General features: G+C 41.1%; 19 protein-coding genes and 2 pseudogenes. 7 read left to right on the forward strand and 14 right to left on the reverse strand.

Features of this window, described 5'->3' with window-relative positions:
• Positions 1–51 precede the first annotated feature (51 nt).
• The 4 genes from ACJROX_RS25170 (at position 52) to ACJROX_RS25185 (ending at position 5,567) form a co-directional block, all read left to right on the forward strand.
• Complete coding sequence (locus ACJROX_RS25170; protein ID WP_408007957.1) at positions 52–2,052, forward strand: TRAP transporter permease; 2,001 nt, start codon at positions 52–54, stop codon at positions 2,050–2,052.
• Between the two features lie 72 nt (positions 2,053–2,124).
• Positions 2,125–3,567 carry an aldehyde dehydrogenase family protein gene (locus ACJROX_RS25175; protein WP_408007958.1) on the forward strand — a complete coding sequence of 481 codons (1,443 nt, stop codon included), beginning with the start codon at positions 2,125–2,127 and terminating at the stop codon, positions 3,565–3,567.
• Positions 3,568–3,578: 11 nt separating this feature from the next.
• Entirely contained in the window at positions 3,579–5,309 is a 1,731-nt protein-coding gene (locus tag ACJROX_RS25180) for a thiamine pyrophosphate-requiring protein (protein WP_408007959.1), read from the forward strand.
• Positions 5,310–5,333: 24 nt separating this feature from the next.
• A complete protein-coding gene (locus ACJROX_RS25185) occupies positions 5,334–5,567 on the forward strand; it encodes a hypothetical protein (protein ID WP_408007960.1) in 234 nt (77 codons plus the stop codon).
• A 373-nt stretch (positions 5,568–5,940) separates the two neighbouring features.
• Here ACJROX_RS25185 and ACJROX_RS25190 read toward each other — a convergent pair whose 3' ends face one another.
• The gene (locus ACJROX_RS25190; RefSeq protein WP_408007961.1) at positions 5,941–6,696 is read right to left on the reverse strand and encodes an IclR family transcriptional regulator; all 756 of its coding nucleotides are present in this window, start codon (positions 6,694–6,696) and stop codon (positions 5,941–5,943) included.
• A gap of 159 nt (positions 6,697–6,855) precedes the next feature.
• Here ACJROX_RS25190 and ACJROX_RS25195 point away from each other — a divergent pair, with 159 nt between their 5' ends.
• Positions 6,856–7,713, forward strand: a complete 858-nt coding sequence (locus tag ACJROX_RS25195) for a fumarylacetoacetate hydrolase family protein (RefSeq protein WP_408007962.1) — start codon at positions 6,856–6,858, stop codon at positions 7,711–7,713.
• Positions 7,710–8,810 carry a cupin domain-containing protein gene (locus ACJROX_RS25200; RefSeq protein ID WP_408007963.1) on the forward strand — a complete coding sequence of 367 codons (1,101 nt, stop codon included), beginning with the start codon at positions 7,710–7,712 and terminating at the stop codon, positions 8,808–8,810. Before ACJROX_RS25195 ends, ACJROX_RS25200 begins: the two co-directional genes overlap by 4 nt.
• Positions 8,811–8,887: 77 nt before the next feature.
• On the opposite strand, the gene ACJROX_RS25205 is transcribed toward ACJROX_RS25200, so the two are convergent.
• The 8 genes and pseudogenes from ACJROX_RS25205 to ACJROX_RS25240 form a co-directional block, all read right to left on the reverse strand.
• On the reverse strand, positions 8,888–9,667 hold the full coding sequence (locus ACJROX_RS25205) for an IclR family transcriptional regulator (RefSeq protein ID WP_408007964.1): 780 nt from the start codon (positions 9,665–9,667) through the stop codon (positions 8,888–8,890).
• A 431-nt stretch (positions 9,668–10,098) separates the two neighbouring features.
• Complete coding sequence (locus ACJROX_RS25210; protein ID WP_408007965.1) at positions 10,099–10,416, reverse strand: 3-isopropylmalate dehydratase small subunit; 318 nt, start codon at positions 10,414–10,416, stop codon at positions 10,099–10,101.
• A gap of 26 nt (positions 10,417–10,442) precedes the next feature.
• A pseudogene (locus tag ACJROX_RS25215) lies at positions 10,443–10,643 on the reverse strand (aconitase family protein); the annotation flags it as partial.
• A 100-nt stretch (positions 10,644–10,743) separates the two neighbouring features.
• Positions 10,744–11,862 (reverse strand): cupin domain-containing protein, encoded by a 1,119-nt coding sequence (locus tag ACJROX_RS25220; protein ID WP_408007966.1) that lies wholly within the window; start codon positions 11,860–11,862, stop codon positions 10,744–10,746.
• 14 nt (positions 11,863–11,876) lie between these two features.
• Entirely contained in the window at positions 11,877–12,383 is a 507-nt protein-coding gene (locus tag ACJROX_RS25225; protein WP_408011769.1) for a DinB family protein, read from the reverse strand.
• Positions 12,372–13,304 (reverse strand): annotated as a pseudogene (locus ACJROX_RS25230) (fumarylacetoacetate hydrolase family protein); the annotation flags it as partial. The pseudogene ACJROX_RS25230 and the gene ACJROX_RS25225, both read right to left, overlap by 12 nt.
• Before the next feature lie 102 nt (positions 13,305–13,406).
• On the reverse strand, positions 13,407–14,645 hold the full coding sequence (locus ACJROX_RS25235; RefSeq protein ID WP_408007967.1) for an FAD-dependent oxidoreductase: 1,239 nt from the start codon (positions 14,643–14,645) through the stop codon (positions 13,407–13,409).
• 5 nt (positions 14,646–14,650) lie between these two features.
• Positions 14,651–15,478, reverse strand: a complete 828-nt coding sequence (locus ACJROX_RS25240) for an IclR family transcriptional regulator (RefSeq protein WP_408007968.1) — start codon at positions 15,476–15,478, stop codon at positions 14,651–14,653.
• 263 nt (positions 15,479–15,741) lie between these two features.
• On the opposite strand from ACJROX_RS25240, the gene ACJROX_RS25245 reads away from it, so the two are divergent.
• Positions 15,742–17,205 carry an aldehyde dehydrogenase family protein gene (locus ACJROX_RS25245; protein WP_408007969.1) on the forward strand — a complete coding sequence of 488 codons (1,464 nt, stop codon included), beginning with the start codon at positions 15,742–15,744 and terminating at the stop codon, positions 17,203–17,205.
• 298 nt (positions 17,206–17,503) lie between these two features.
• Here ACJROX_RS25245 and ACJROX_RS25250 read toward each other — a convergent pair whose 3' ends face one another.
• From ACJROX_RS25250 to ACJROX_RS25270, 5 genes are all read right to left on the reverse strand, one after another.
• Positions 17,504–18,577 (reverse strand): TAXI family TRAP transporter solute-binding subunit, encoded by a 1,074-nt coding sequence (locus ACJROX_RS25250; RefSeq protein WP_408007970.1) that lies wholly within the window; start codon positions 18,575–18,577, stop codon positions 17,504–17,506.
• Between the two features lie 212 nt (positions 18,578–18,789).
• Positions 18,790–19,959 carry an acyl-CoA dehydrogenase family protein gene (locus tag ACJROX_RS25255; RefSeq protein ID WP_408007971.1) on the reverse strand — a complete coding sequence of 390 codons (1,170 nt, stop codon included), beginning with the start codon at positions 19,957–19,959 and terminating at the stop codon, positions 18,790–18,792.
• A gap of 43 nt (positions 19,960–20,002) precedes the next feature.
• Positions 20,003–21,289, reverse strand: a complete 1,287-nt coding sequence (locus ACJROX_RS25260; RefSeq protein ID WP_408007972.1) for an acetate--CoA ligase family protein — start codon at positions 21,287–21,289, stop codon at positions 20,003–20,005.
• Positions 21,283–22,206, reverse strand: coding sequence for a CoA-binding protein (locus ACJROX_RS25265; protein ID WP_408007973.1), 924 nt, complete (start codon positions 22,204–22,206; stop codon positions 21,283–21,285). The genes ACJROX_RS25260 and ACJROX_RS25265 overlap by 7 nt, the downstream gene beginning before the upstream one ends.
• The gene (locus ACJROX_RS25270) at positions 22,157–23,029 is read right to left on the reverse strand and encodes a p-hydroxycinnamoyl CoA hydratase/lyase (RefSeq protein WP_408007974.1); all 873 of its coding nucleotides are present in this window, start codon (positions 23,027–23,029) and stop codon (positions 22,157–22,159) included. The genes ACJROX_RS25265 and ACJROX_RS25270 overlap by 50 nt, the downstream gene beginning before the upstream one ends.
• Positions 23,030–23,063: the final 34 nt, after the last annotated feature.

The following is a 23,063-nucleotide window of genomic DNA, read 5'->3' on the forward strand; positions in this document are numbered from 1 at the left end:
TTCCGAAGGTCGACAATTGGTAGTTACCCCAAGGTGAAGGAGTTGTTAATTGTGGATGACAACAAAAGGAAAGATCTATTAGAAGAATCACAGAATCCTGATATCGACTTTCAAAAATATCGTAATTTCAAGAGTTTTCCTGTCAAAGTATTGTGGTCTATCATTTTAGGCACGATCACGGTCGTCGGTCTATTGTATATATTAGGTATCCACCAAAAAATCGGTATCAGTCTCTACGCAGAACAGTACATTGGTTTATTCCTTGGATTATTCCTGAGCGCGATCTATATCAGTGTACCAGCTTTCAAAAGATCACCTAGACATCGGGTGCCATGGTATGATTGGATATTGGCTGCTCTTGGTTTAAGTGCAGGATTATATTTACTAATTTTCTACCCCCAAATTGTAATCAACATGGGGACTGTAACAAACGAACGTCTCACAATGAGTGTTATTGCGATCCTATTGATCCTAGAAGGAATTAGAAGGGTGCTTGGGAAAGGCTTGCTTATCGTAGTCCTAGTCTTCCTGGCATATGGGTTCTTCGCTCCATATTTTCCTGGGATTTTCAGAGGGACAGCCACTCCTGTTGACCAGTTGTTTAATTATATGTATCTAGATTCCAATAGTCTGCTTAGTTTGTTAAATATTGCAGCAACCATCGCCTTAAGTTTCATCTTTTTCGGCCAAATCCTATTATTATTCGGTGGAGCGGAAATCCTCAATAATTTAGCAATCTCTGCATTCGGCAGATATCGGGGTGGACCTGCGAAAGCCTCCATACTAGGCTCTAGTCTAGTTGGAACGATTACAGGAGGACCAGTAGCTAATGTAATTTTAACAGGTAACGTTACGATTCCTTTGATGAAGAAAAATGGGTATAGCTCTTCAGAGGCTGGAGCAGTGGAGTCCGTATCCTCCACTGGTGGACAAATCATGCCACCTGTCATGGGTATTGCAGCATTCATCATTGCAGAAACCCTTGGAGTTCCTTATGCGGATATAGCTTTGGCGGCACTTGTACCTGCCTTGATGTTTTATATCTGTCTTTTCTTCCAGGTTGATTTTATCGCAGGTAGAAAAGGTGTTAAACGTTTGAGGAAAGAAAATCTCCCGGTATTCAAGGAAGTGATGAAAAAAGGATGGATGATCATCCCCATTATGGGCTCTTTGATCTATTTCCTTTTCTTCGTTGGGTTTTCACCAGCCATTTCCGGTCTATATGCTTCTGTTGTTGCCGTCTTTTTCTTATCGTTGGACAGACTTGTCCGGAAGAAAATATTCAAACTGATCCCTCGTATCCTTGTTGATACTGGAAAAGTAATGCTGGAGATCGGAATTGTCCTTGCTGCGGCAGGTTTGGTTGTTGGTATTACTGGGATTACGGGGCTTGGATTTAACTTAGGAATTATGTTGACAAGCTTAGCTGAATATGGCTTATTCGTCTTGCTAGTGATAAGTGCGATCGTTTCAATCATTTTAGGAATGGGAATGCCTTCAGTCGCAGCCTATGCATTGGTGTCAGTATTGGTAGCACCAACGATTGTGGATCTGGGTGTTGACCCGATTTCGGCCCACTTATTCGTCTTTTATTTTTCAATTGTATCTAACTTTACTCCTCCTGTAGCTATGGCATGCTTTACAGCGGCACCGATCGCAAAGGAAAATCCGAATAAAATCGCTTCACAAGCGATTCGGCTGGGAATCATCGGCTACTTGGTACCGTTCCTGTTCGTTTATGCTCCAGAATTATTGATTCGAACCGAACCGATTGTCCCATGGACTGAAACACTGATGACGATCCTGACGACTATTTTTGCATGTTACTTGCTGGCAATGGCACTGGAAGGGTTCTTGTTCCAACGGTTAAGTTCAATCAAAAGAGTCATCGTCACTGCATTAGCAATTGGTTTGTTCCTTCCTTATTCCATTTGGGAATATAGTTGGATCATCAACAACCTTTCATTACTGGTTTCAGTACTCTTTTTGTTTTTTGAATGGCGAAATCGTAACAAAAAGGATGACTCGATCCCGATCCAAAATGTCGTATAACTACTACTAGAAGAGTTTGATGATGACATAGTTAAGCCACAATAAAATTATATCTGGGAAGGATGTATTGGCTTGAGGATAAATTTGTTCATTGATAACACGGATGTTGAAACCGATGAATACACGGAAGTCCGGGATCCTGGACGTTTAGATGTTGTAGTAGGGCATGTTGCCAAAGGTACAGTTCAAGATGTTGACAGGGCTGTCAAAGCCGCCCATCAAGCCTTCCAATCATGGAGGAAGACCCCTTTGGACAAACGTATTTCCATTCTATTAAAAGTTGCTGACCGATTGGAGTCAGAAGCGTCATCAATAGCGGAGGTAGTTTCAAAGGAGAACGGAATGCTATTGAACGCCACGAAAGCTGAACTTTCCATGGCCATCACAGCAATCAGGAATCTGGCAGATCTTGCAGGTGATTCTTTCGAACCGAGGGTGCTGGAAGACGAAACCGGCTGGATCAGTGTTGAGAAGAAGCCGATGGGAGTGATCGCAGCCATCGTCCCATGGAATGCCCCTATGGTATTGACGATGCAAAAGCTGGCTCCTGCGGTTGTGACGGGTAATACATTAGTCTTCAAACCCTCCCCTTTTGCCCCTATGGGAGTTACAGTAGCTTTGAAAAAAGTCGCCGAATATTTTCCATCTGGGGTAGTCAATGTCATTCATGGAGATGGAGAGGTCGGGGCTGCATTGACGACACATCCACTTGTACGGAAAATATCGTTTACAGGTGGAGGGGCTACTGCAAAACACGTTATGAAAGCCGCAGCTGATTCACTTAAGGGCATTCATTTCGAATTAGGAGGCAACGACCCAGCAGTCATTCTGGATGATGCAAATCTAAATGTCGTCTTACCGAAAATCGTTACCGGCGCATTCCGCCGAACAGGCCAATTCTGTTATGCAATAAAGAGAGTCTACATTCCACAAAGGATGTATGAGGATGCTTTTGAAAAAGTGTGTGAACTTGTCAATAATTATAAAATCGGACACCAGCTGGATGAAAACGCGACAATGGGCCCTTTGAACAATCGGCAACAATACGAAAACATCAAAGAATTGAAAGAAAGAATCAGAAACAGTTCTGCAAAAATGGTTGAGTTAGGAGAAAAGCTTGATCCTGCAGGCTGGGAGGATGGGTACTACCTTCAACCTGCTGTTGTCCGGGATGTCGAGCCTGATCATGAAATTGTAACCTGTGAACAATTCGGTCCAGTGCTTCCTTTAATTCCATATAGGACAGAAGAAGAAGTGATCCAAATGGTCAATGATAGTGAATATGGATTAGGCTCCTCTATTTGGTCATCTGATTTTGATAGAGCTGTACAGCTTGCCAGACAGGTTGAATCAGGTATGACCTTCATCAATGGTGCTGGCCAAACACCATTAGGGTATAAATATATACCGTTCGGTGGTGTGAAGCAAAGTGGGATCGGCAGGGAAAATTCCGAGATGATTTTTGATGAATACACTGAAACCCACGGAATCAATTATCATAAAACTACAGAATAGGAGAGGAAGAAATGGATCAAAAACTAACACGCTATACAACTGCGGATGCAATGTTAGAAGCGCTTCAAGAGACAGGAATCTCCTATCTTTTCAGCAACCTGGGGAGCGACCATCCAAGTGTGATAGAAGGATTAGCAAAAGCAAAGGCTCAAGATCAACCGCTTCCTAAAGTAATTATTTGTCCGCATGAATATGTTGCCTTAAGCGCCGCAATCGGTCATTACCTTTTAAGCGGAGAAGCTCAAGGGGTATTTGTCCATACGGATGTCGGCACACAAAATTTAGGTGGAAGTCTCCATAATGCCACGCGCTCACGTGCACCGGTCTTCATTTTTTCAGGAGAAACCCCTTCTACTATGGAGGGAGAGTTGCCGGGAAGCCGCAATTCTCATATAAACTACTTGCAAAATGTCTATGATCAACGAGGGATTGTAAGATCCTATGTAAAATGGGAGTATGACATCCGCACAGGAAGAAATGTAAAACAATTAGTCTACCGTGCTATGCAGCTTGCAAACAGTGAACCGAAAGGACCTGTTTATTTAACTGGAGCTAGAGAGGTATTAGAAGAAGAAGTGACACCATCTGAAAATAAGGCGGATAAATGGAACCCTACAAAACCTCTACCTCTATCTTCGGACGGTGTAGAACAGATCGCTTCTGCTTTAGCGAACGCGGATAATCCTGTAATCATTACATCCTATCTCGGCAGAAGATATGAAAGTGTCGATTTACTCGTTCAATTATGTGAAAAACTTGCCGTACCAGTTGTTGAATCAAATGCAAGTCACATGAACTTCCCTACGGACCACCCTTTACATATGGGCTTTCAGGCAGGAGAACTTTTGGCAGATGCAGACGTTGTTCTTGTGATCGATTCCGATGTGCCGTGGATCCCATCGATGAGCAGACCAGAGGAAGATTGTAGATTATTTTACGTCGATACTGACCCGCTTAAGGAAGACATACCTCTCGCGTATACGCCTGCTGAAGCGTTGTACCAAGCTGACTCTCATGAAGCCCTGGTACAACTGAACGAGTATATGGAACGAGTTGACTTGGATGAGGGCCGTCTCACTGAGCGATTTGGACGAATAGAAAAAATGCATGAAAAGCAGCGTAATGAATGGAAACACAATGAAAAATGCCCGGATGATAAGGTCATTACACCAGAGTGGCTCTCTGTCTGTCTAAGGAATACCATAGATGATGATACCATAATCCTTGATGAAACGATCACCAACTCGATGTCGGTTTCTAAACATATACCTCGTAGTAAACCAGGCACCAGATTTGTCAATGGAGGCTCATCTCTTGGTTGGAACGGTGGTGCAGCCCTAGGTGCCAAGCTGGCAAAGCCCGAAAAAACGATTGTTAGTCTTACAGGAGATGGTTCTTATTTATTCAGTGTTCCATCATCCGTACATTGGATGTCCAGGAGGTATCAAGCTCCATTTTTGACGGTCATCTATAATAATCAGGGTTGGAACGCAACTAAAAATAACCTTTTGAAGCTATACCCGGATGGAATCGCTCAACAAAACGATAGCTATTGGGTCAACTTCGATCAGCCTGCAGACTTGTCGAAGGTTGCCGAGGCTGCCGGAGGCGCACTGGCCGTATCGGTATCTGACCCTGAGAAGCTGGAGGATACTTTAAGACGATGCCTTGATGCAGTGAATTCAGGTCAATCAGCTGTCATTGATGTCAAAATCGCGCAAATTTCCAACCAGAAGGATTAGCCACAGATAACGAAGGTATGCACTATGAGTGAAAATAACCCTAGAGAAACAAGTCTATGGACAAATGATTTCATTCTGACTTCGTTGTCCAACCTATTTTTGTTCTTCAGCTACCATATGTTGACTCCAACGTTACCTGTATATGTTGTCAAAATGGGCGGTGACAAATTTGAGGCTGGATTGGTCATCGGTCTTTTCACTATCACTGCTTTGCTCATCCGACCATTTGCGGGGCAAGCACTGAATGTATTGGACTGAAAAAAAATCCTTCTGCTCGGGCTTTTCATATTTACTATTTCAGCAATAAGCTATGATTGGATGGATTCGGTGCTCTACTATTAGGATTTGTTGCGATGTGGATAGGTTATGCAGATTTACAAGTTTTCCGTGATTTTTGTAATCATCAACTGCATTTCATACACTACATTCCTGCTCAAAAAAAGAAAGCATAATTCCTCACCACCTCATCATACTGATAAGGTGGTCTAAAAATACAAGGATCACCTAAGAAGCCGGTCCTCTAATACAAATGGAACCGTACTGTCAGAGGGTATGGTATCACTGAATATTATTTGAATAAATGGGGCTGACAAATTAGAATGTCAGCCCCATCTTTACTTCTATTCAAAGATTATCGTAAACCCATCTTTTTAGAAATGTTTGTTGAGGTTTCTAAGATTAACTTTTTGACAGATTCCATTTGATTTTCCATTTGAAACAAAGGACCAATGACCCCAATTGCTGCAACTACTTGTTTATTCGCCCCAAAGATAGGGACACCGACACCTGTTACCCCTAAGTTCGTTTCGTTTGACTCAATATACATTCCTTCCTTTTTGATCTTCTTAAGACGTTCATATATGTTGGAAATTGAAATAGAACTATTATGGACATCTGAATGTCGGATGATCTGTTCACTTCTTTTATCAGGAAGGTATGCCAACAGGACAGGTCCCAGCACTCCATAAAGATATGGCCTTCTTTGTCCGACTACTGAAGAGAATTTCAAGCCTTCATAATTTTCTTTTTTATAGACGTATATGATTCGATCGCCATCCTCAAGAGCCATAAGTACTGTTTGATTTGTTTTTGAATGGAGCTCAATGAGATATTCTTCAGCTTCTTGTGTCACATCCGTTACGGAAGATAAATGGTAGCTGAACTCCATCAATCGGACACCTAACCTATATGTAGATGTTTTTTCCGAAAATCGCACATACCCCCGCCTTTCCAAGGTATAAAGGATACGATAGACAGTGGAATGAGGGATGTTTGTTTTCTCTGATATCTCCTCAACCGTCAGTGTAGGCTCCTCTATTGAAAATGATTGTAGAACATCAATCGACCGATCCACAGAACGAATCGATTGCATATTTACGTTACGCATGCTTGTCCCCCTTAAAATAAATCTCCTAATTCACTGCATGAAGTGAATATATCATAAAATAAATTATCTGAACATTGACAATAATTTATTTTTTTGTTAGTTTATATTTATAAAATGAATTAATCAACTCATTGTATGAGTAAGGATGGTGTTAACAAAATGAAAATTGCAATGTTTAATGATTTCAATCCTGGAATAGTAAGAGACGATCGTATATATGACATCGTTGAGTCTGTACCTTGGAATTCAGAAAAACCACAAGAATCCTTATTACATATCATTGAAAACTTCGATGAATTGAAACCGAAAATCGAAGAGTCTTTATCCTATTCGAAATCGTATTCTCTGAGTGAAGTAAGGTTGGACCCGCCTGTACCTCAACCAGGAAAAATCGTCGCTGCTCCAGTGAATTATTATTTACATCAGGATGAGATGAATGAACAATTCAATAATGCAGAATACACCATTGAAAACCTGGGGTTCTTCTTGAAAGCCCCTTCGTCAATCATTGGTCCGAGCGATACGATTGAGCTTCCGTTTAAAAATAGACGAACGGATCATGAAGCTGAACTAGCATTCGTGGTCGGAAAAAAAGCGAAAGATGTCCCTGCCTCTGAGGCTTCCGACTATATTTTCGGGTACTTTGCTCTCATGGATATAACAGTGAGAGGAAAAGAAGACCGTCCATGGCGAAAATCCTTCGATACATTTACACCTATTGGTCCTTGGATCGTAACTTCAGATGAAATTGGAAATCCTAACGAGCTCGGTTTCAAATTATGGGTGAACGAAGAATTACGCCAATCAGCCAATACAAAGGACTTGATTTATGATTGCTATGAATTCTTCGAGGCCGCTTCCAAGGTGATGACTCTTGAGCCTGGTGACATCGTTACAACTGGTACTCCAGAGGGCGTCGGCCCAATTACAAAGGATGACCAGGTTCGAATCCAAATTGATAGAGTAGGAGAATTCTCAGTATCTGTAGATTATAAAAAGGAGGCGATCAAGGCATGAAAATTTCAAGTGGTCTTCAAGAATTCCATGAGAAACTGGAAAGTGAAAACCTTGGTCCTTTATGGTCATCCATCCATAAACTGAATACAATCGAGCCCGAAGCCAAGCCTGTTCCATATTTGTGGAAAAAAGAACTGATCGAACGGAATCTGGAGGAAGCTGAAGAATTGCTTGAAGTAGGAAATGGCGCAGACCGCCGCGCCCTCTTCTTGATCAATCCGGGAATGAAGGACCTCAAACCAGTCGGCTGGGGAGGCGCAACACAAACGCTTTATGCTGCAGTCCAAGCAGTAAAACCAGGTGAAGTTGCTCCAGCTCATCGTCACACAACAACTGCCCTACGATTTATTATGAAAGGAAAAGGTGCTGTAGGACGGGTTAATGGGGAAAAGATAACATTTGAGCCAGGAGACTACCTGACAACTCCTACCTGGGCATGGCATGATCATGCGAATGAAGGAGATGAGACAGTTTACTGGATGGACTGTCTGGATGCACCATTCACAAAATATATGAACGTATGCTTTACAGAATTTTATCCAGAAAAGCAACAGGAATTATCAGTCCCGGACGATTATAGCTCCAAACGCTATCAGGGTGGGATGGTACGTCCTATATCTGACAGAAAACCTAGCATTGCTCCATTAGGACGTTATAAATGGGAACAGACAAAACAAGGAATTGAGGGATTACGTGAATTTGACCCGGATCCATTTGATGGGCTTGCTGTTGAATACATTAATCCTTCAAATGGAAAAGATGCAAACAATCGAATCGGAGCAAGAATGCAGATGCTCCCTGCTGGATTCAAGGGAAAAGCCCATCGTCACGTTCACAGCAATGTATATCATGTTTTTAAAGGGAAAGGTCACACTGTCATGAACGGAATAAAATTTGAATGGTCTGAAGGCGATTTTTTTGTAATTCCGTCCTGGGTATGGCACGAGCATGTGAATGAATCAGAAACAGAAGATGCCTGCCTATTCTCCACCAATGATTTGCCGATAATGGAGGCTTTTGATTTTGAAAGGGTTGAAGAATTGAAAAGTAATGACGGCCATCAGGATGTAAAAGAGATATTCCAGCCAGTATATTGAGATCAATCCATCTACGCTTCTGGAAAATAAAAACCGCCGCTGTCCAGCGGCAGTTTCCGTATTCCTGAAAAATCCGATCAAAATATGCCAGGCGTAGACTCCACATAGCCAAGATTTTCAGATATGTTACGAGCAGCTTGTTTCAATTCTTTCACCACAAGAGAATCATCAGAAACATCAAGAGTTCCTTGTACCCCTATTACACTGATTGCACCTGCAAGCCGTTTATTGGCAAAAAAAACTGGTGCACTGATGGCAGTGATCCCTTGAAGTAAGCTGCTTTCTGTGATTGATAAATGCTTCCTTTGGACTTTTTCGACTTCAGAAGCATATTTCTTTTGATCGACGTTCCATTTCTCTACCTCTTTCTCATAGAGAGGATCTGTGACATCATTAGGTAAGAAAGCCCGAAAAACCTTACCGGTAGCAGTGAACAACGGTACATAGGAACCTGTATCCAATCCAATATTTATAAGTCTGTTACTCTTTTCCCACTTAACAAAGAATGGTCCATTTTCTCTCCAGATGCTGAATGCGACGGTTTCATTCAGTTTGGTACGCAGGCTTGTAATGTATGGTCTTGCTGCCTTGGTGACATCAATCGATTCAAACGCAGCTTCACCTAATACGATCAGTTCAGGTCCTAGTGCCCATTTAGGGAATGCTCCCTCATCAATACGATTTAATGCCCCGAGCTCGACGAAAGTATTCAAATAACGGAATAATTGACTCTTATGTAATCCTGTCTCTTTTGATATTGCACTCAGGGTCATCGGTTCCTTCTCTTTCACAAATGACTTCAGGATTTGAAAACCGTATTCAACACTTTTGATTTTTGCCGAATTATTAGTTGCCATCATATTCTTCCTTTTCATTGAGTACTTTTGCTAACCCATTTGTTATCGTCAGCAAATTGAAACGGTACTTTTATCATAGCCTCTCTTAGCTAGTAAATAATATTTTCTGACAAAACTATTCAATCAACTATATAATAAATTGTTTACCTGTTATATTTACGTATATCCAACACAGTTCACTAACATAACGTTAACAATATTCACTATAAGTTCATTCAGATTAACATAACCATTTTATACCGTCAATCTCCATTTTAAATAAATGTAACCCTCATTAGATGAATTTAAATTACGATAATAGAGATATTTTGCATATATTATTAATGAAGAAACTCGGTTTGAATATTCTACCCATTAATTGAAGTAAACTTTACAAGCAGAAAAAATGATGACGTTTACTGAAAGAAACCGTCATCATCTGTGGCAATAATTTATTTCAGTTGATAATAAATTTGATGTCTGTCTTCGAATGCATCTATTTTAGATGTATATTCAAGAGTTGCCTCAATTTCATCCATACCTTCCATAAGCATCCTGCATCGATAATCATCAATTTCAAATCCATCCTGAAAACCATAAGAATCTTTTATCCTTTTGTTTGGAAGATCAATAAAAAGCTTGTATCGATTGTAGGATCCAATGTTTTTTAATAGCTTTTTGACAATTGATTCTGTTAATGAAATTGGTAAAATACCATACTTAAAACAGTTATTGTAGAAAATATCAGCAAAGGAACGTGCAATGATCACTCTGAAGCCATAGTCGGAAAGTGCCCTGTTGCTATCGTACGGTCTGGTCTTCCAACTTTTCTCCCGGCGTTACGTAATCCTTCAAATGCCTGAGGTGAGGTCACTTCATGGATCAGATGAAGGTCGATATACATTATGCTCGGTTCACCCTTTGCTTCATGTACAATGTGGTTGTGCCAAATCTTTTCATAAAGTGTGTATCCATTCCAATCAACCTGTTTATATATTGAATCATGTCATAAATAGTTTAGTAATTCGAAAAAAGCAAATACCGCTTCGCCTTAGAAAGGTAGCTAAGATAAAAGCAGTATGTATTCCATGCAGTTTTCACACCAGGATAGGTTCGAATTCACTTACAATTTCTTGTTTCCCATCATTGGTCGCCAGTTGTTCTTCACGTTGTAAGCCTAACCTTTCCATTATTGGAAGATCACTTGTTGAGAACAGATATGCATCCCCGGATGAGGTACAGACATGTTCATGCCATGCCCAGTTTGGAACGACAAAGTAGTCCCCTTTGGACCATCCAAACTTTTCGCCATTGATCACCGTATATCCTGTACCTTTGTGTACATGGTATATCACTGCATTTGTGTGCCGATGTGCTTTTCCATTAAAGCCTGTTGGCAGTTTTTGAAGCCATGCTGCAATATTAGGGTTTGCCGTTTCCCCATTTGAAGGATTAATGTATTCGACAGCATATCCATCATAAGGATCAGGGTCATACTTGCTTAACCCATCGATTGTCGTCTTTGTTTTATCCCATTTAAAAGAACTTAGCGGGGCAACTTTTGGCTTTCGATCTGAAACAGGGCGTACCATCCCACCACCATAACGGTCACTCTTCACATTATCAGGTTCAGTAGGTTCTTGGATTTTCTCAGGATAAGGTTCAAAAAATGTCCCACCCGTACTATAGATGAACGGTATATCAAGACAGTCCATCCAGAACATAGGCTCATCACCTTCATGACCATGTCCATGCCATAATCCTTTAGGAGTGACCAAGAAGTCCCCTTCTTCCATGAAGACACGCTCACCATCGACAATGCTGTACGCACCCTCACCTTCCATCACGAACCGAAGCGCGCTTTGAGTATGTCTGTGTGATGGCGCCGTTTCACCAGGAAGTATGAGTTGAACAGCAGCATACAAGGTTTGTGTTGTAGAGCCCCAACCCCAAGGCTGTCGGTTTTTTAAACCTGGGTTTTGCAGATAGATGGCCCTCCGTTCACCTCCACGATCCGGAGTGAAAATTTCTCTGGCCTCCATAAGCTTCTTATAGATCGTTTCCCACTTCCACAAATAAGGAACCGCTTGTGGCTGTGGTTCTTTATGCATTAATTCCGGAATCGCATTCCATAATGGACCCAGGTTATACTGCTCGATTTCTCGATTGAATTCTTTGACTTCCTGACTTTCAAAAAATGAGTTTTTTTCTCCCATTGGTTTCACATCCTTTACTGGTAGGTCGGTTCTTTTTGATATTTTTTGAGATTGCGATTCACTTGTTCGATATGCTTTTCTAAATGTTCTACCATAAAATGGTCAAGCAAAAAGGATAGCTTTCGGATACCGAACTTTGGATTTCGATGTTCTGCTTCAATCATCAGCTCACGATCATCAAGATTAAGCAATCTTTCATGTATGACTGTTTTAAATTCGTTGATTTCATCTATGACTTTCTTTCTATCACGGTGACCAGCTGTAGATACAGCATTCAATCGCTCTGGGTCATTCAGTCCTCTTCCCCATTTCATTTCGGGGTTTCTTACAATTCGCTCTAATTCTTGCAGCCAGTATCGATTCACTTCTTCAACGTGGCATAAGACTTCCTTGATCGACCACTCCTCATCTGATGGCTTCCAGTTGATTGTTTTCTCGTCTTGCTTTTGAATGAGAGACAAGAATTCATCAATACGTGAACTGATAATATGGACATACTTTTTGACTTCCTCTTTTTTCACTTCTTTGACGGTGTTTTCAAGTGTTCCAATACCATCAATTGTTATTTGTACGATATCGCCATCTTTCAGGAAGACCTGGGGATCCCTTGCAAAGCCTACTCCGCCAGGGGTACCTGTACATATGACGTCCCCTGGTTCAAGCGTCATGATACTTGATAGATATTCGACAAGGAATTCAACATTGAAAACGAGTTGGTTTGTATTTGAGCGTTGACGTTCTTCACCGTTTACTTTTAATATCACTTCTAGTTCACCTGCAGAAGTAAGTTCATCCTTTGTTACTAGCCATGGACCCATTGGTGCACTTCCATCAAGACTCTTACCTTGAAGCCATTGCAACGTTCTTTTTTGCAGATCTCGTGCAGAAACATCATTCACGATCGTATAGCCTGCAACATATTCCAATGCTTGTTCTTTTGGCACATCCTTTGCTTTTTTCCCGATCACAACAGCAAACTCTGCTTCATAATCCAATTTTTCTGTGACAGGTGATAGAGGAATCATATCCTCTGGACCTACAACAGTATTACCGAATTTCGCAAACAATACAGGGTGTGTTGGGATTTCCCTTCCCATTTCAAGAATATGTTCCCTATAGTTATGGCCAACACATATGATTTTCCCTGGATTCGGAACAGGAGCACCTACATAAACATCATCCTTTTTCATAACAATGGCTGCATTTGGTCTAGTATTAATAAAATCTATGGCTTCCCTTGCTGCTATTAAACTCTTTCTCCCACCTTGTAAAAAGGCTTTCGGATCATTTGGAATCAATACCGAAGCGAGAGCCGAAGCTTGAGTTGCACCCTCTGTCTCCAGCTTTTGTTGATATGCCTTATTCAAATCAACAACCTTTTCCTCTTTAATTACAGCACCTAACCGTAATCCTTCTCCTGCATCAAACGTGACAAGTTTCATTTTTAGAGAACTCCTTTCTGAAAAGAAATTTATCGTTATAAAAAACTATAACCAATATATATCAGGCCGATTTCCGCCTAAAACACAGCCATATGTAAGCTGTTAAACTTTATTAAGAGCTTTGTTTATTTCCTCAGGAGGCTTTCCGATGCCTTGCTCGCGAACACTTGATAATAATGAAGAACGTCTTAACCACTTGCGAGCAAGTTCATCGTCGTTTGCCTCTGCTGCTAAATCCTTTTGCATTTGTAATCGGAATTCAGGATCCTTTTCTTTCATGATCCGTGTATTTTTCTCACTGATCAATCGTACATAGTCCAAGGCCACCTTTTGACGAACTTGAGAATACGTCTTCAATTCTTCCTCCATATTTTTCTCCTCATTGTTCATGATTCTGATCAGACGCCTGCTCAAATCAACCGAATCATGGACTCCGCTATTCAAACCAAGTCCACCCATTGGACTATTTATATGAGCAGCATCGCCCATCAATATGACACGACCCTTATAGAATGTATCCGCTACCCTTTGATGCACTCGGTAGATCATTCGTTCGATAATCGGGAAGTGCTGATCCGTTTTGAAAACAGATTGAAGCTGCCTTTGGACATTTTCATCATTCATTGCTTCTTCATCTGAAGTCCCAGGTGAAACCGGATACAATAATCTCCATGCTTCTGGAACCCTTAGGATGAATAGGAATTGATCGGGGTCTGAGATATAGTTTACGTAAGCAATGTCTGGGATGAATTGATCGAATGCGATCGGGGTTCCAACAAGTAAAAATCGTTCTTCGAGAGTATAACCTTCAAATGGAATATCAAGAAGTTTTCTAGTTGTACTTCTTGCTCCATCTGCTCCGAGTAAGAATGGAGTTCGAACAACTTCTTCCCCATCAGGTGTTTGAAATGTAACGTTAACACCATCAGCATCCTGCTTAAAATCAGTTACTTCTGTATTAAAGTGAATATCCGCAAGAGAATCCCGTTTCAAATTATCATAAAGTACCTTTACGTACGTGGATTGTGGACATTGAAGTCTAAATGGATATTTCGTTTCATCTTTCAATAAATTGAAATCGAATTCTGCAAATAGACCTTTGTTCCGATCTCGATATTGAACTTTATCAGCAATCAGTCCTTTTGACATAAGTTCACCAGTCAGACCGGTTTCTTCAAGCAATTCAAGCGTACCAGCATGAAATGTCGATGCCCTCCACTCTTTACTAGGTCCATCACTTTTTTCAATTACTTTGACCGGGATGCCTTGTCCTGTTAATAATTTTGCTGCAGTTAACCCTACGGGTCCTGCACCAACAATGATAATTGGTTGTTGTCCCATTTGATTCACCTCTGAATTTGTTTATTTGTTCTTTGGTATCCAAGCTTCTCTGAAATAAAATAGGTGATTTCTTTTAATGCTCGTGCATTGGTAGAATCAGGTGAAACATCCAATACACCTTGAACACCTACGATACTTAATGCTCCAGCTAATTCATTTGAAGAAGAGAAGATCGGAGCACTTATTGCTGAAATTCCACTGAGTAAACTGCTTTCTGTAATGGATATACCATTTTGTTTTATTTGTTTAATATCTTGTAGATAAGTATCAGGCTCTATATTTCCATCATTCACCTCCTGTTTATATAGGTGGGCTGTCTTTTCTTCTGGAAGGAACGCGCGAAATATTTTCCCTGTCGCACTATATAGAGAAATATAAGAACCTGTATCAAGACCGATATTGACCAATTTGTTGCTTTTTTCCCATCTCAGAAAGAATGGCCCTTTATCTCTCCAAATACTTAAAGCCACTGTTTCATTCAACCTATTTCTTAGTTTGATCAATTCTGGCTTTGCCTCAATGGCTACGTTTAAAGAAGTGAAGGCAGCCTCTCCCAATGCGATCAACTCTGGACCTAATGACCATCTTGGAATGTCCCCATCATTTCTGACAATGACTCCAAGTTTTTTTACAAAGGAATTAAGATATCGATAGAGTTGACTTTTGTATAAACCCGTGGCCTGTGAAAGGTGGCTCAAACTCAAAGGTTCTCTTTCATTTACAAAAGCCCTCAGGATCAAAAATCCAATTTCTATGCTTTTAATCGAACTCTTAGGGTTTCTTATATCTATTACCCCCTTTCCTACCAATATGCAACATAACGTTAATATCATTAACCATAAGTTTATGATGGTATAAATGCTACCATAAAAAATTGGAAATAGTCAATGTTTTCTGTAAATTTAAGCGAAAAAAATTAAATTCTCCTATTAAATCAATCTCTAATTTGAGCTTTATAATTGACGGATAGTTGTTGTAATGATAAGCTTTCAAAAAAATACCTCGTTAATGCGATTAACCAATTGTTAACGTGTTGCTTTTTTTATAGTATCTCAACTTTGGCAAGAGTAATTTTATTGAAAAGGGTGGTTGGAAAATGGCTGTTAAACCATTGATGGAAAAGGTTGATGGAATATTTATTGAGGGTCAGGAAATAGAAGCTTCCGAAACGAAAAGCTTATATAATCCTGCTAAGGTAGATGAACAAGTTGGTGAAATCACGGTTGGAGATGCTTCTCATGTCAAACAGGCTGTTGAAGCAGCAGAACGGAGTTGGAAGGATTGGCGTAATAAACCTATAGAAGACCGGGCTCGTCATCTAGTTGAAATTTCAGATTACATAGAAGCTAATTTGAATGAACTTTGTCATCTTCTCGTGCTGGAGCATGGAAAGACTCTGGAAGAAGCAGCTATCGATTTAAAGGCCGCAGTTGGAACATTACGATATTATGCAGGGTTAACGAATGTCATGGATGAGAAAACGGTGGAAAATCATCAGGGAACGATGGTATTGACCCGTCACTCATTAGGGGTTGTGTCCATCATCGTTCCCTGGAATTTTCCAATCATACTTGCCTTTTTGATGTTGGCTCCTTCATTACTGGCAGGAAACACCGTAGTGATCAAGCCACCTTCTTTTGTACCTTTGACACTTACAAAAATTTTAAAACATTTCGCTAGACAACTTCCAGAAGGTGTATTGAATATCGTCACTGGATCTGGTTCAACAGTCGGTAAGGAAATGGTTGAACATCCGAAGGTCCGTAAGGTTGCGTTCACAGGAAGCACAGATACTGGACGTACGATCATGGCAGGGGCTTCTAAAACCATCAAGAAGCTCAGCATGGAGCTTGGTGGAAACGATGCAGCAATCTTTTTGAAGGATAAGCCGATCACGGAGGATCTTATTCAAAACGCTATCCTATCTACCTTTACTGCTTGCGGACAAATTTGTTATTCGATTAAGCGGATCTATGTTCATCGTGATAACTATGAGACCTTTGTTAAGAAGTATACAGAGGCCGCCAGCAAACTTGTCGTCGGATCTGGCTTGGATAGTAAAGTAGATATGGGACCGATCAATAATAAACCGCAATACGAAAGTGTGCAGGACCTGATCGAAAGAACAAAACAGACAGAAGCTGTGATCAAAGAGGTCGGTACATTTGCAGAAGGAGTAGGAAAGGCTGATGGGTATTTCATTTTGCCGACCATAGTTACAAATGTAAATAATTCTGATCCAATCGTACAGGAGGAACAGTTTGGACCCGTGATCCCTATTATGCCTTTTGATTCGGAAGAGGAAGTAGTCGAGTTGGTGAATGATTCCGAATTTGGGTTAGCTAATTCAGTATGGACTTCAGACGAGGACCATGGCTTCGAATTGGGAAGAAAGCTGGAGTCTGGCAGTGTATTCATCAATACCCATCGTTTAGGTGCTTCAGCTGCGAACATGCCTTTTGGTGGTTTCAAGCAAAGTGGAATCGGAAGAGGACATGGAGTCGAAGCCGTCCATGAACATACTGAATTACAGGCTCGTATTCTCAGAAAAGATATGTAACCCTCATCATTTAACTAAGGGGCTGACTCTGTCCGGACTGAATAATGTTAAGAACAATCGTGATTTTCAACATAATATTCCCTTTGAGTCAACCCCGTCTGTTTGTTTCTCATTACGATAGAAGGTTACAGTAACATGTAAGTTCTTTATAACTTATATGTATGCTATTATTTGTTCCAAGCTTTTACAATGGGGTTATAACCTATAAATATTAAAAAAATAATAAAGCACATTCCCAAAACTGAAATGTGCTTTTTTGCTGATGATCAACCTATCAAAATACCGATACGACTTGACGTTATTCCAATAATTCCTGCTGAATCTTTTCTACCTTATCATTCCAGAGACCCTTATCCTTATAGAATTGAATTGCTCCAGGGTGATAAGGAATCGTCGGTTCTGGATCGAACATCGCCTCTGGAGTCCATTGTTTGAACCATACATGAATCGGATGTAATTCTTCGTATTTTTCCCATAATGTTTCCATTATTTCATACACTGTCTCTTCTGATAAGTGAGTGGTTCCCACCAATTGTAGCGCATACTGGACTCCGGTCGTTTCTTTACTGATGTAACCGCTAGGTTCGATTACGGTCACTTTTGCTCCTGGAAGGTGGGAAGAAAGCTGCTCCTTCACATCTTCCGAAACCTGATCGATTTGGTCAGGAGATACACCTTCTAGAAAGTTTAATGGTTTCAGCCCAACTGCATTGTGAACTTCTGCAATTACTGGGGTTGAAGGCACCAATGCATAAGCCGCATCTAGATTATTATCCTGTAACGCTTTGATTGCATCGACAGTAGATGCTGCCGGAACCTTTTTCACATCTTCCCATGATAGACCATTAATAGCCAACCCTGCATCTAATAGAGCAACTACCGATGCCGATCCAGGATACTCTGCTGCAACCCTTTTTCCCTTCAAGTCAGAAATGGTTTCAATTTCCGATTCTTTTCGAACTACAAATCCAGGCGTTTTCAAATTGTTACCTGACACAAGAAGCCGTATATTCTTCATTTCTTCAAAACCTTTGTCCCCTCTATACCCCCATGCCAATTCTGGTTGTGTCGCAATACCTAATTGAATTTCCCCTCTATTCAGCATTGGACCCCATGCAGATAATCCATTGAAAGGTTTGACAGATGCTTTGACATCAGAATTTGAACTGATCACTTTGGCCAGACCATTCCCGACAGCATTTATCGAGCCCCCAACTGGTGTAGTACCAAACGTAATCACACCGTCATCCTTCGAAGAACTGCCTTCACCTTTGCTATTATCGCCATTTGCTGAATTACAAGCTGTTAAGAGTACAATCAGTAATAGGACTATGAGAACCTGTGAGATCTTCCTTTCAGATAGCTTATACATTCGTTGGATTCCCCCTTATAAATTTGTATTGACGGAAAACAATCAAAGCAATGTTCCTCCTGCAACTCCTTGTCACCATGTTTCCGCTTTTGGTATAAGTAATAAACGATCGTATTCAATGAGCATTTTTTCAACTAACCGGTCCTCCATCCATTCACTAGACCTGCCTATCATTGACTAATCGATATAAAAGCGTTCTGTGATTTTGAATTTTAACTAGACTTTCCGACTTTAACGTGTCCCTTCAACAGGTTATAGGCAATCGTCCGACGTAAAATTTCATCCGTCCCTTCAAAAACCCGAAATTTCCTTATCGTACGGTACCAGCGTTCGATTGGGAATTCTTTCGTAATTCCCATGCCTCCATGAATCTGTAAGACACGGTCCACTACCCTTTGGACCATGTTCGTACTGTATAGCTTGGAAATGGAAGCATGATGTCTTCTTGCGTCACGTTCAATCTCAGCAAGATATGCCGAGTGGAGCACTAAACCTTTTGCAGCTTCAATTTCTACGGCTGAATCCGCGATCATCCATTGTATAGCTTGATAATCTGCTATCGGCTTACCGAATGTCATCCTTGAATTGGCCTGTTCGACTCCCATCTGAAGGAGCCTTTCCGCAATACCTATGGACCAGGCCCCAATTTTTACGCGGCCTAAAGTAATCCATTTCATGGCTAATTCGAATCCCTTTCCTAATTCACCAAGGATATTCTCTTCAGGAACTTTTACCTTGTCAAATATGAGAGAATTCACCTGCCAATCATCCATTGTCGGTATAGGCTCATGACGCCATCCCATTTCCCGATCCACTAAAAAACACGTTACACCGCCGCGTCCGCCCTTTTCCTTATCTGTTACGGCAAAAACCATTGCAAAGTCTGCTTTATGTGCCCGGGTAATGAATATTTTCTCACCATTGAGAATCCAATGATTCCCTTCTTTGACAGCACTCATTTTTATATTCCTCGCATCTGACCCTGCCCCAGGTTCCGTCAGTGCAAAACAGCAATTCCGCTCTCCATTGATTACAGGGAACAGGTATTTTTCCTTCTGTTTTTCATCACAGTTGAATAGTATATTGTCGGCATCACCGGCAAATGTAAAAGGAATGAATGTTTTTCCTAACTCCATGTTGATCAAAGTCGTCATAAAAGGACCGAGATCGCTTCCTCCATACTCTTCAGGTGTATTGATCCCCCAAAAACCGTGATCCTTCGCTTTCATTTGTAGTTCCATAATTTTATCGTCGGAAATTCCCGGGCGACCTTCCCGTTCATTTCTCATAAAATCCTGTTCAAGTGGAAAAAGTTCCTTCTGCACAAATTCTCTGACGGTCTCCTGCACCATCTTTTGTTCTTCCGTTAAATTGAAATCCAAACCTTCTCCTCCTCTATGACAATTGATTGGACTTGAATAATCACTATCGTATACTTAATTCCTTAGTAGAATCCCCACTTGTTATGATTAATGCATCAAAAGCCATAACACCTTGTCCTTCCGGATACACAACTAACGGGTTAATATCGATCTCTTCAATAGCTGGTGATGACAACATGATTTCTCCGACAAGCTTAATAACCTTTGCTAGTGCCTTAACATCAGCCGGCTTGGTTCCTCGAAAACCACGTACAAGTGGACCTGCCTTCAATTGAAGGATTTCTTCGACAATCTCTTCCTCTGTGAGTTTTGGAGAAATAAAACGGGCATCCTTGAATAACTCAATCCAGACACCGCCAGATCCAACCATGACAACCGGCCCCCAATCAGGATCCCTTTTAGCCCCGACTACCATTTCAATCCCTTGTTCGCCCATTTTCTCTACTAAAACACCCTCCAAAGCAAGATCCGGCAAAGATAAATATAAATTGTTCGATAGGCGGTCCCATGCGTCGTCTAGCTCTTTTTCATTATTGATACCGATAATGACGCCGCCAATATCGCTTTTATGCTTCAATTTGCTTGATATCGCCTTGATGACGACTGGATAACCTAACCGTTCAGCAAGTATGAATGCCTCATCTTTATTTTGTACCAGATCTCCCTTAGGAGTAATGACTCCAGCTTTTTCAAAAAAGAGTTTCGCTGTGTATTCATTAAAGGGGTCCTTAAACAATCCAGTGTCGGGAATGCTGTAGTTCTGCGGCTTTCTATCTTTGATCCTTCTCAACATCTGTCCATGTTCAGTGATACGAGCAAGTGCTCTTATTGCACGTTCTGGTGAACGGAATAGCGGGATGTTATGTCCCTTCATTTCTTGTACCAATTCCTCGGCCAATTCTGATCCTTCCCCCATCAGGACAAGGGCAGTTGGTTTATCAGAATTCCTAACTGCTTTTAGTACTGATCTGCCTTTAACAAGACCAATTTCTGGAGTACCAGGAAGTACGGATATGATCAAACTGCCTATTTCCTGATCATTCAAAAATGCATTTGCATTATTCGAGTAAAGAGAACTGTCCATAAGAGCTTGAGCTGTAACATCGAGAGGATTTGTAATTGAAGCGAATTCCGGAAACTTTTCACTTACTGTTTGATATGTAGACTCCGACATTTCAGGCAAATCTAAACCAACTTCTTCACAAAAGTCGAGTGCGAAGCCCTTGAAAGCACCTGAGTCTGTCAATATTGCAGCACCCTTTTCCGGGGCTTTGTCAAATGAAGTTAATAGCCATGCACAGTCAACCAGCTCTTCCATAGTGTCTACCAATAACACACCCTCAGTTTGAGCAAAGTCTCTATCACTGTATAATCACCAGCTAAAGAGCCAGTATGTGATTGTGCTGCTTCTCGTGAAGCATTGCTTTTTCCTGGATGGAGGAGTATGATCGGTTTGTTTTCTTTTCTTGCCTTTTTTGCAAGACTAAGAAATAATTGAGGCCGTCTGATATGTTCAACATACATAGCTATGGATTTCGTGTTTTGGTCTTCGATTAGATAGTCCAGGTAATCCTCTACCCCGACCACGACTTCTTTTCCTGTAGAAATTGCATAAGTTAAAGGAATGCCTCGTGCCTGACTTGTTTCTCTTATACTCGACATCATCCCGCCGCTTTGGGTTAAAATACCTAAGCCCGGGGCACTTACTGGAGGCATTTTAAGACCAGGAGCAAAAGTGAGGGGCACTGGGGACACAAAATTCGTCAGTCCCATACAGTTTGGACCTCCCACGAACACTCCGGTTTCATGGTATATTTCTCTAAGTTTTTGTTGGGCTAAGATGCCCTCATCACCTGCTTCAGCAAATCCCGCTGCAAAAACCATTACAGACTTAGCGTCTCTACGAGCACAAGCTTCAACAGATTCTACTACAGCTGATTGAGGAACACACAGTACAACAGTGTCAATACCCTTGGGCAATTCATCAATTGACTTCAGACAGGATATTCCTTCAATATCATCCTGACTTCTGCTTACTATGTGGACATTTCCCTCGTATTGGAAGTTTTTCAAATAATTCAATACCCTTAATCCTGCGGATCCTTTCTTCGTTGAAACGCCTACAATCCCTATTGATTTTGGTTTAAGCAGATACTCGACGGGAACAATATATCCGTTGTTGGACTGATTTGTGAATTTATGACTCACGCTTATATCCCTCCAGCCCTGGGCGATATGTCTTATCATCCAGAAATTGCTTCAACCCTTTTTGACGTCCTCCTTCAGGGTCAAGAGATATTTGTTGTTCCTGCTTAGCGAATAAGTATTCTTCAGCAGTTTCCCAATCCAAATCCCTTGAGTATTTATAAGCATTTTTTGCGGCTTGGAGGACAGTCGGATTTTTACTTAACAACACCTTTGCAAGCTGCCTGGTACGTTCTCTCAATTGATCCCTTGGAACGGATTCATTAACGAGTCCTGTCTCCGCAGCTTTTTTACCATCGAAGGGCTCTCCCGTCATTATGTAATATAGTGCGTCCCTTTGATTCATCACTGCAGCAACAGCACGTGTCACATTTCCAGCAGGAATGATACCCCAGTTTATTTCTGACAAGCCGAATTTGGCCTCATCTGCTGCAATTGCTAAATCGCATGAAATCATCGGTGTAAAGCCACCGCCAAAACACCATCCATTAACCATCGCAATGGTTGGTTTGGAGTAATTTTTCAGTTTTCTCCACTGCCAATTCGTTGCAGTCTTTCGTACTTTCGCAATTTCAACAGGGGTCATATCCGTGTTTTCAACATCTCTGAAATATTCCTTCAAATCCATTCCTGCTGTAAATGAGTCCCCTGCACCTGTCAAGACAATGACCCCGCAGCGCTTATCTATTTCCAGTTGATCTAATACTTCATTCATTTCTGTATTCAATTCAGGATTCATTGCATTCCGTTTTTCTGGACGGTTTAAAGTCACCCAGGCGATACCTTCTTCAAATTCAACCAATACATTCTTTCCACCAGGTATCGGTTTTTCATTCACTTGTTGACTTCTAAGTTCATTAGCCATCTCTCATTCCCCATTTCCTATTTTTAGTATGAAA

Source organism: Pseudalkalibacillus sp. A8, assembly GCF_045920555.1.
GTDB lineage: Bacteria > Bacillota > Bacilli > Bacillales > Fictibacillaceae > Pseudalkalibacillus.

Bases quoted from the DNA above. Each gene is read 5' to 3' on its own strand.
- ACJROX_RS25265 (WP_408007973.1), bottom strand. From the start codon at position 22,206: ATGATAAGACATATCGCCCAGGGCTGGAGGGATATAAGCGTGAGTCAT.
- ACJROX_RS25190 (WP_408007961.1), bottom strand. From the start codon at position 6,696: ATGCGTAACGTAAATATGCAATCGATTCGTTCTGTGGATCGGTCGATT.
- ACJROX_RS25270 (WP_408007974.1), bottom strand. From the start codon at position 23,029: ATGGCTAATGAACTTAGAAGTCAACAAGTGAATGAAAAACCGATACCT.
- ACJROX_RS25250 (WP_408007970.1), bottom strand. From the start codon at position 18,577: ATGTATAAGCTATCTGAAAGGAAGATCTCACAGGTTCTCATAGTCCTA.
- ACJROX_RS25240 (WP_408007968.1), bottom strand. From the start codon at position 15,478: ATGATATTAACGTTATGTTGCATATTGGTAGGAAAGGGGGTAATAGAT.
- ACJROX_RS25220 (WP_408007966.1), bottom strand. From the start codon at position 11,862: ATGGGAGAAAAAAACTCATTTTTTGAAAGTCAGGAAGTCAAAGAATTC.
- ACJROX_RS25200 (WP_408007963.1), top strand. From the start codon at position 7,710: ATGAAAATTTCAAGTGGTCTTCAAGAATTCCATGAGAAACTGGAAAGT.
- ACJROX_RS25195 (WP_408007962.1), top strand. From the start codon at position 6,856: ATGAAAATTGCAATGTTTAATGATTTCAATCCTGGAATAGTAAGAGAC.
- ACJROX_RS25235 (WP_408007967.1), bottom strand. From the start codon at position 14,645: ATGGGACAACAACCAATTATCATTGTTGGTGCAGGACCCGTAGGGTTA.
- ACJROX_RS25205 (WP_408007964.1), bottom strand. From the start codon at position 9,667: ATGGCAACTAATAATTCGGCAAAAATCAAAAGTGTTGAATACGGTTTT.
- ACJROX_RS25245 (WP_408007969.1), top strand. From the start codon at position 15,742: ATGGCTGTTAAACCATTGATGGAAAAGGTTGATGGAATATTTATTGAG.
- ACJROX_RS25185 (WP_408007960.1), top strand. From the start codon at position 5,334: ATGAGTGAAAATAACCCTAGAGAAACAAGTCTATGGACAAATGATTTC.
- ACJROX_RS25180 (WP_408007959.1), top strand. From the start codon at position 3,579: ATGGATCAAAAACTAACACGCTATACAACTGCGGATGCAATGTTAGAA.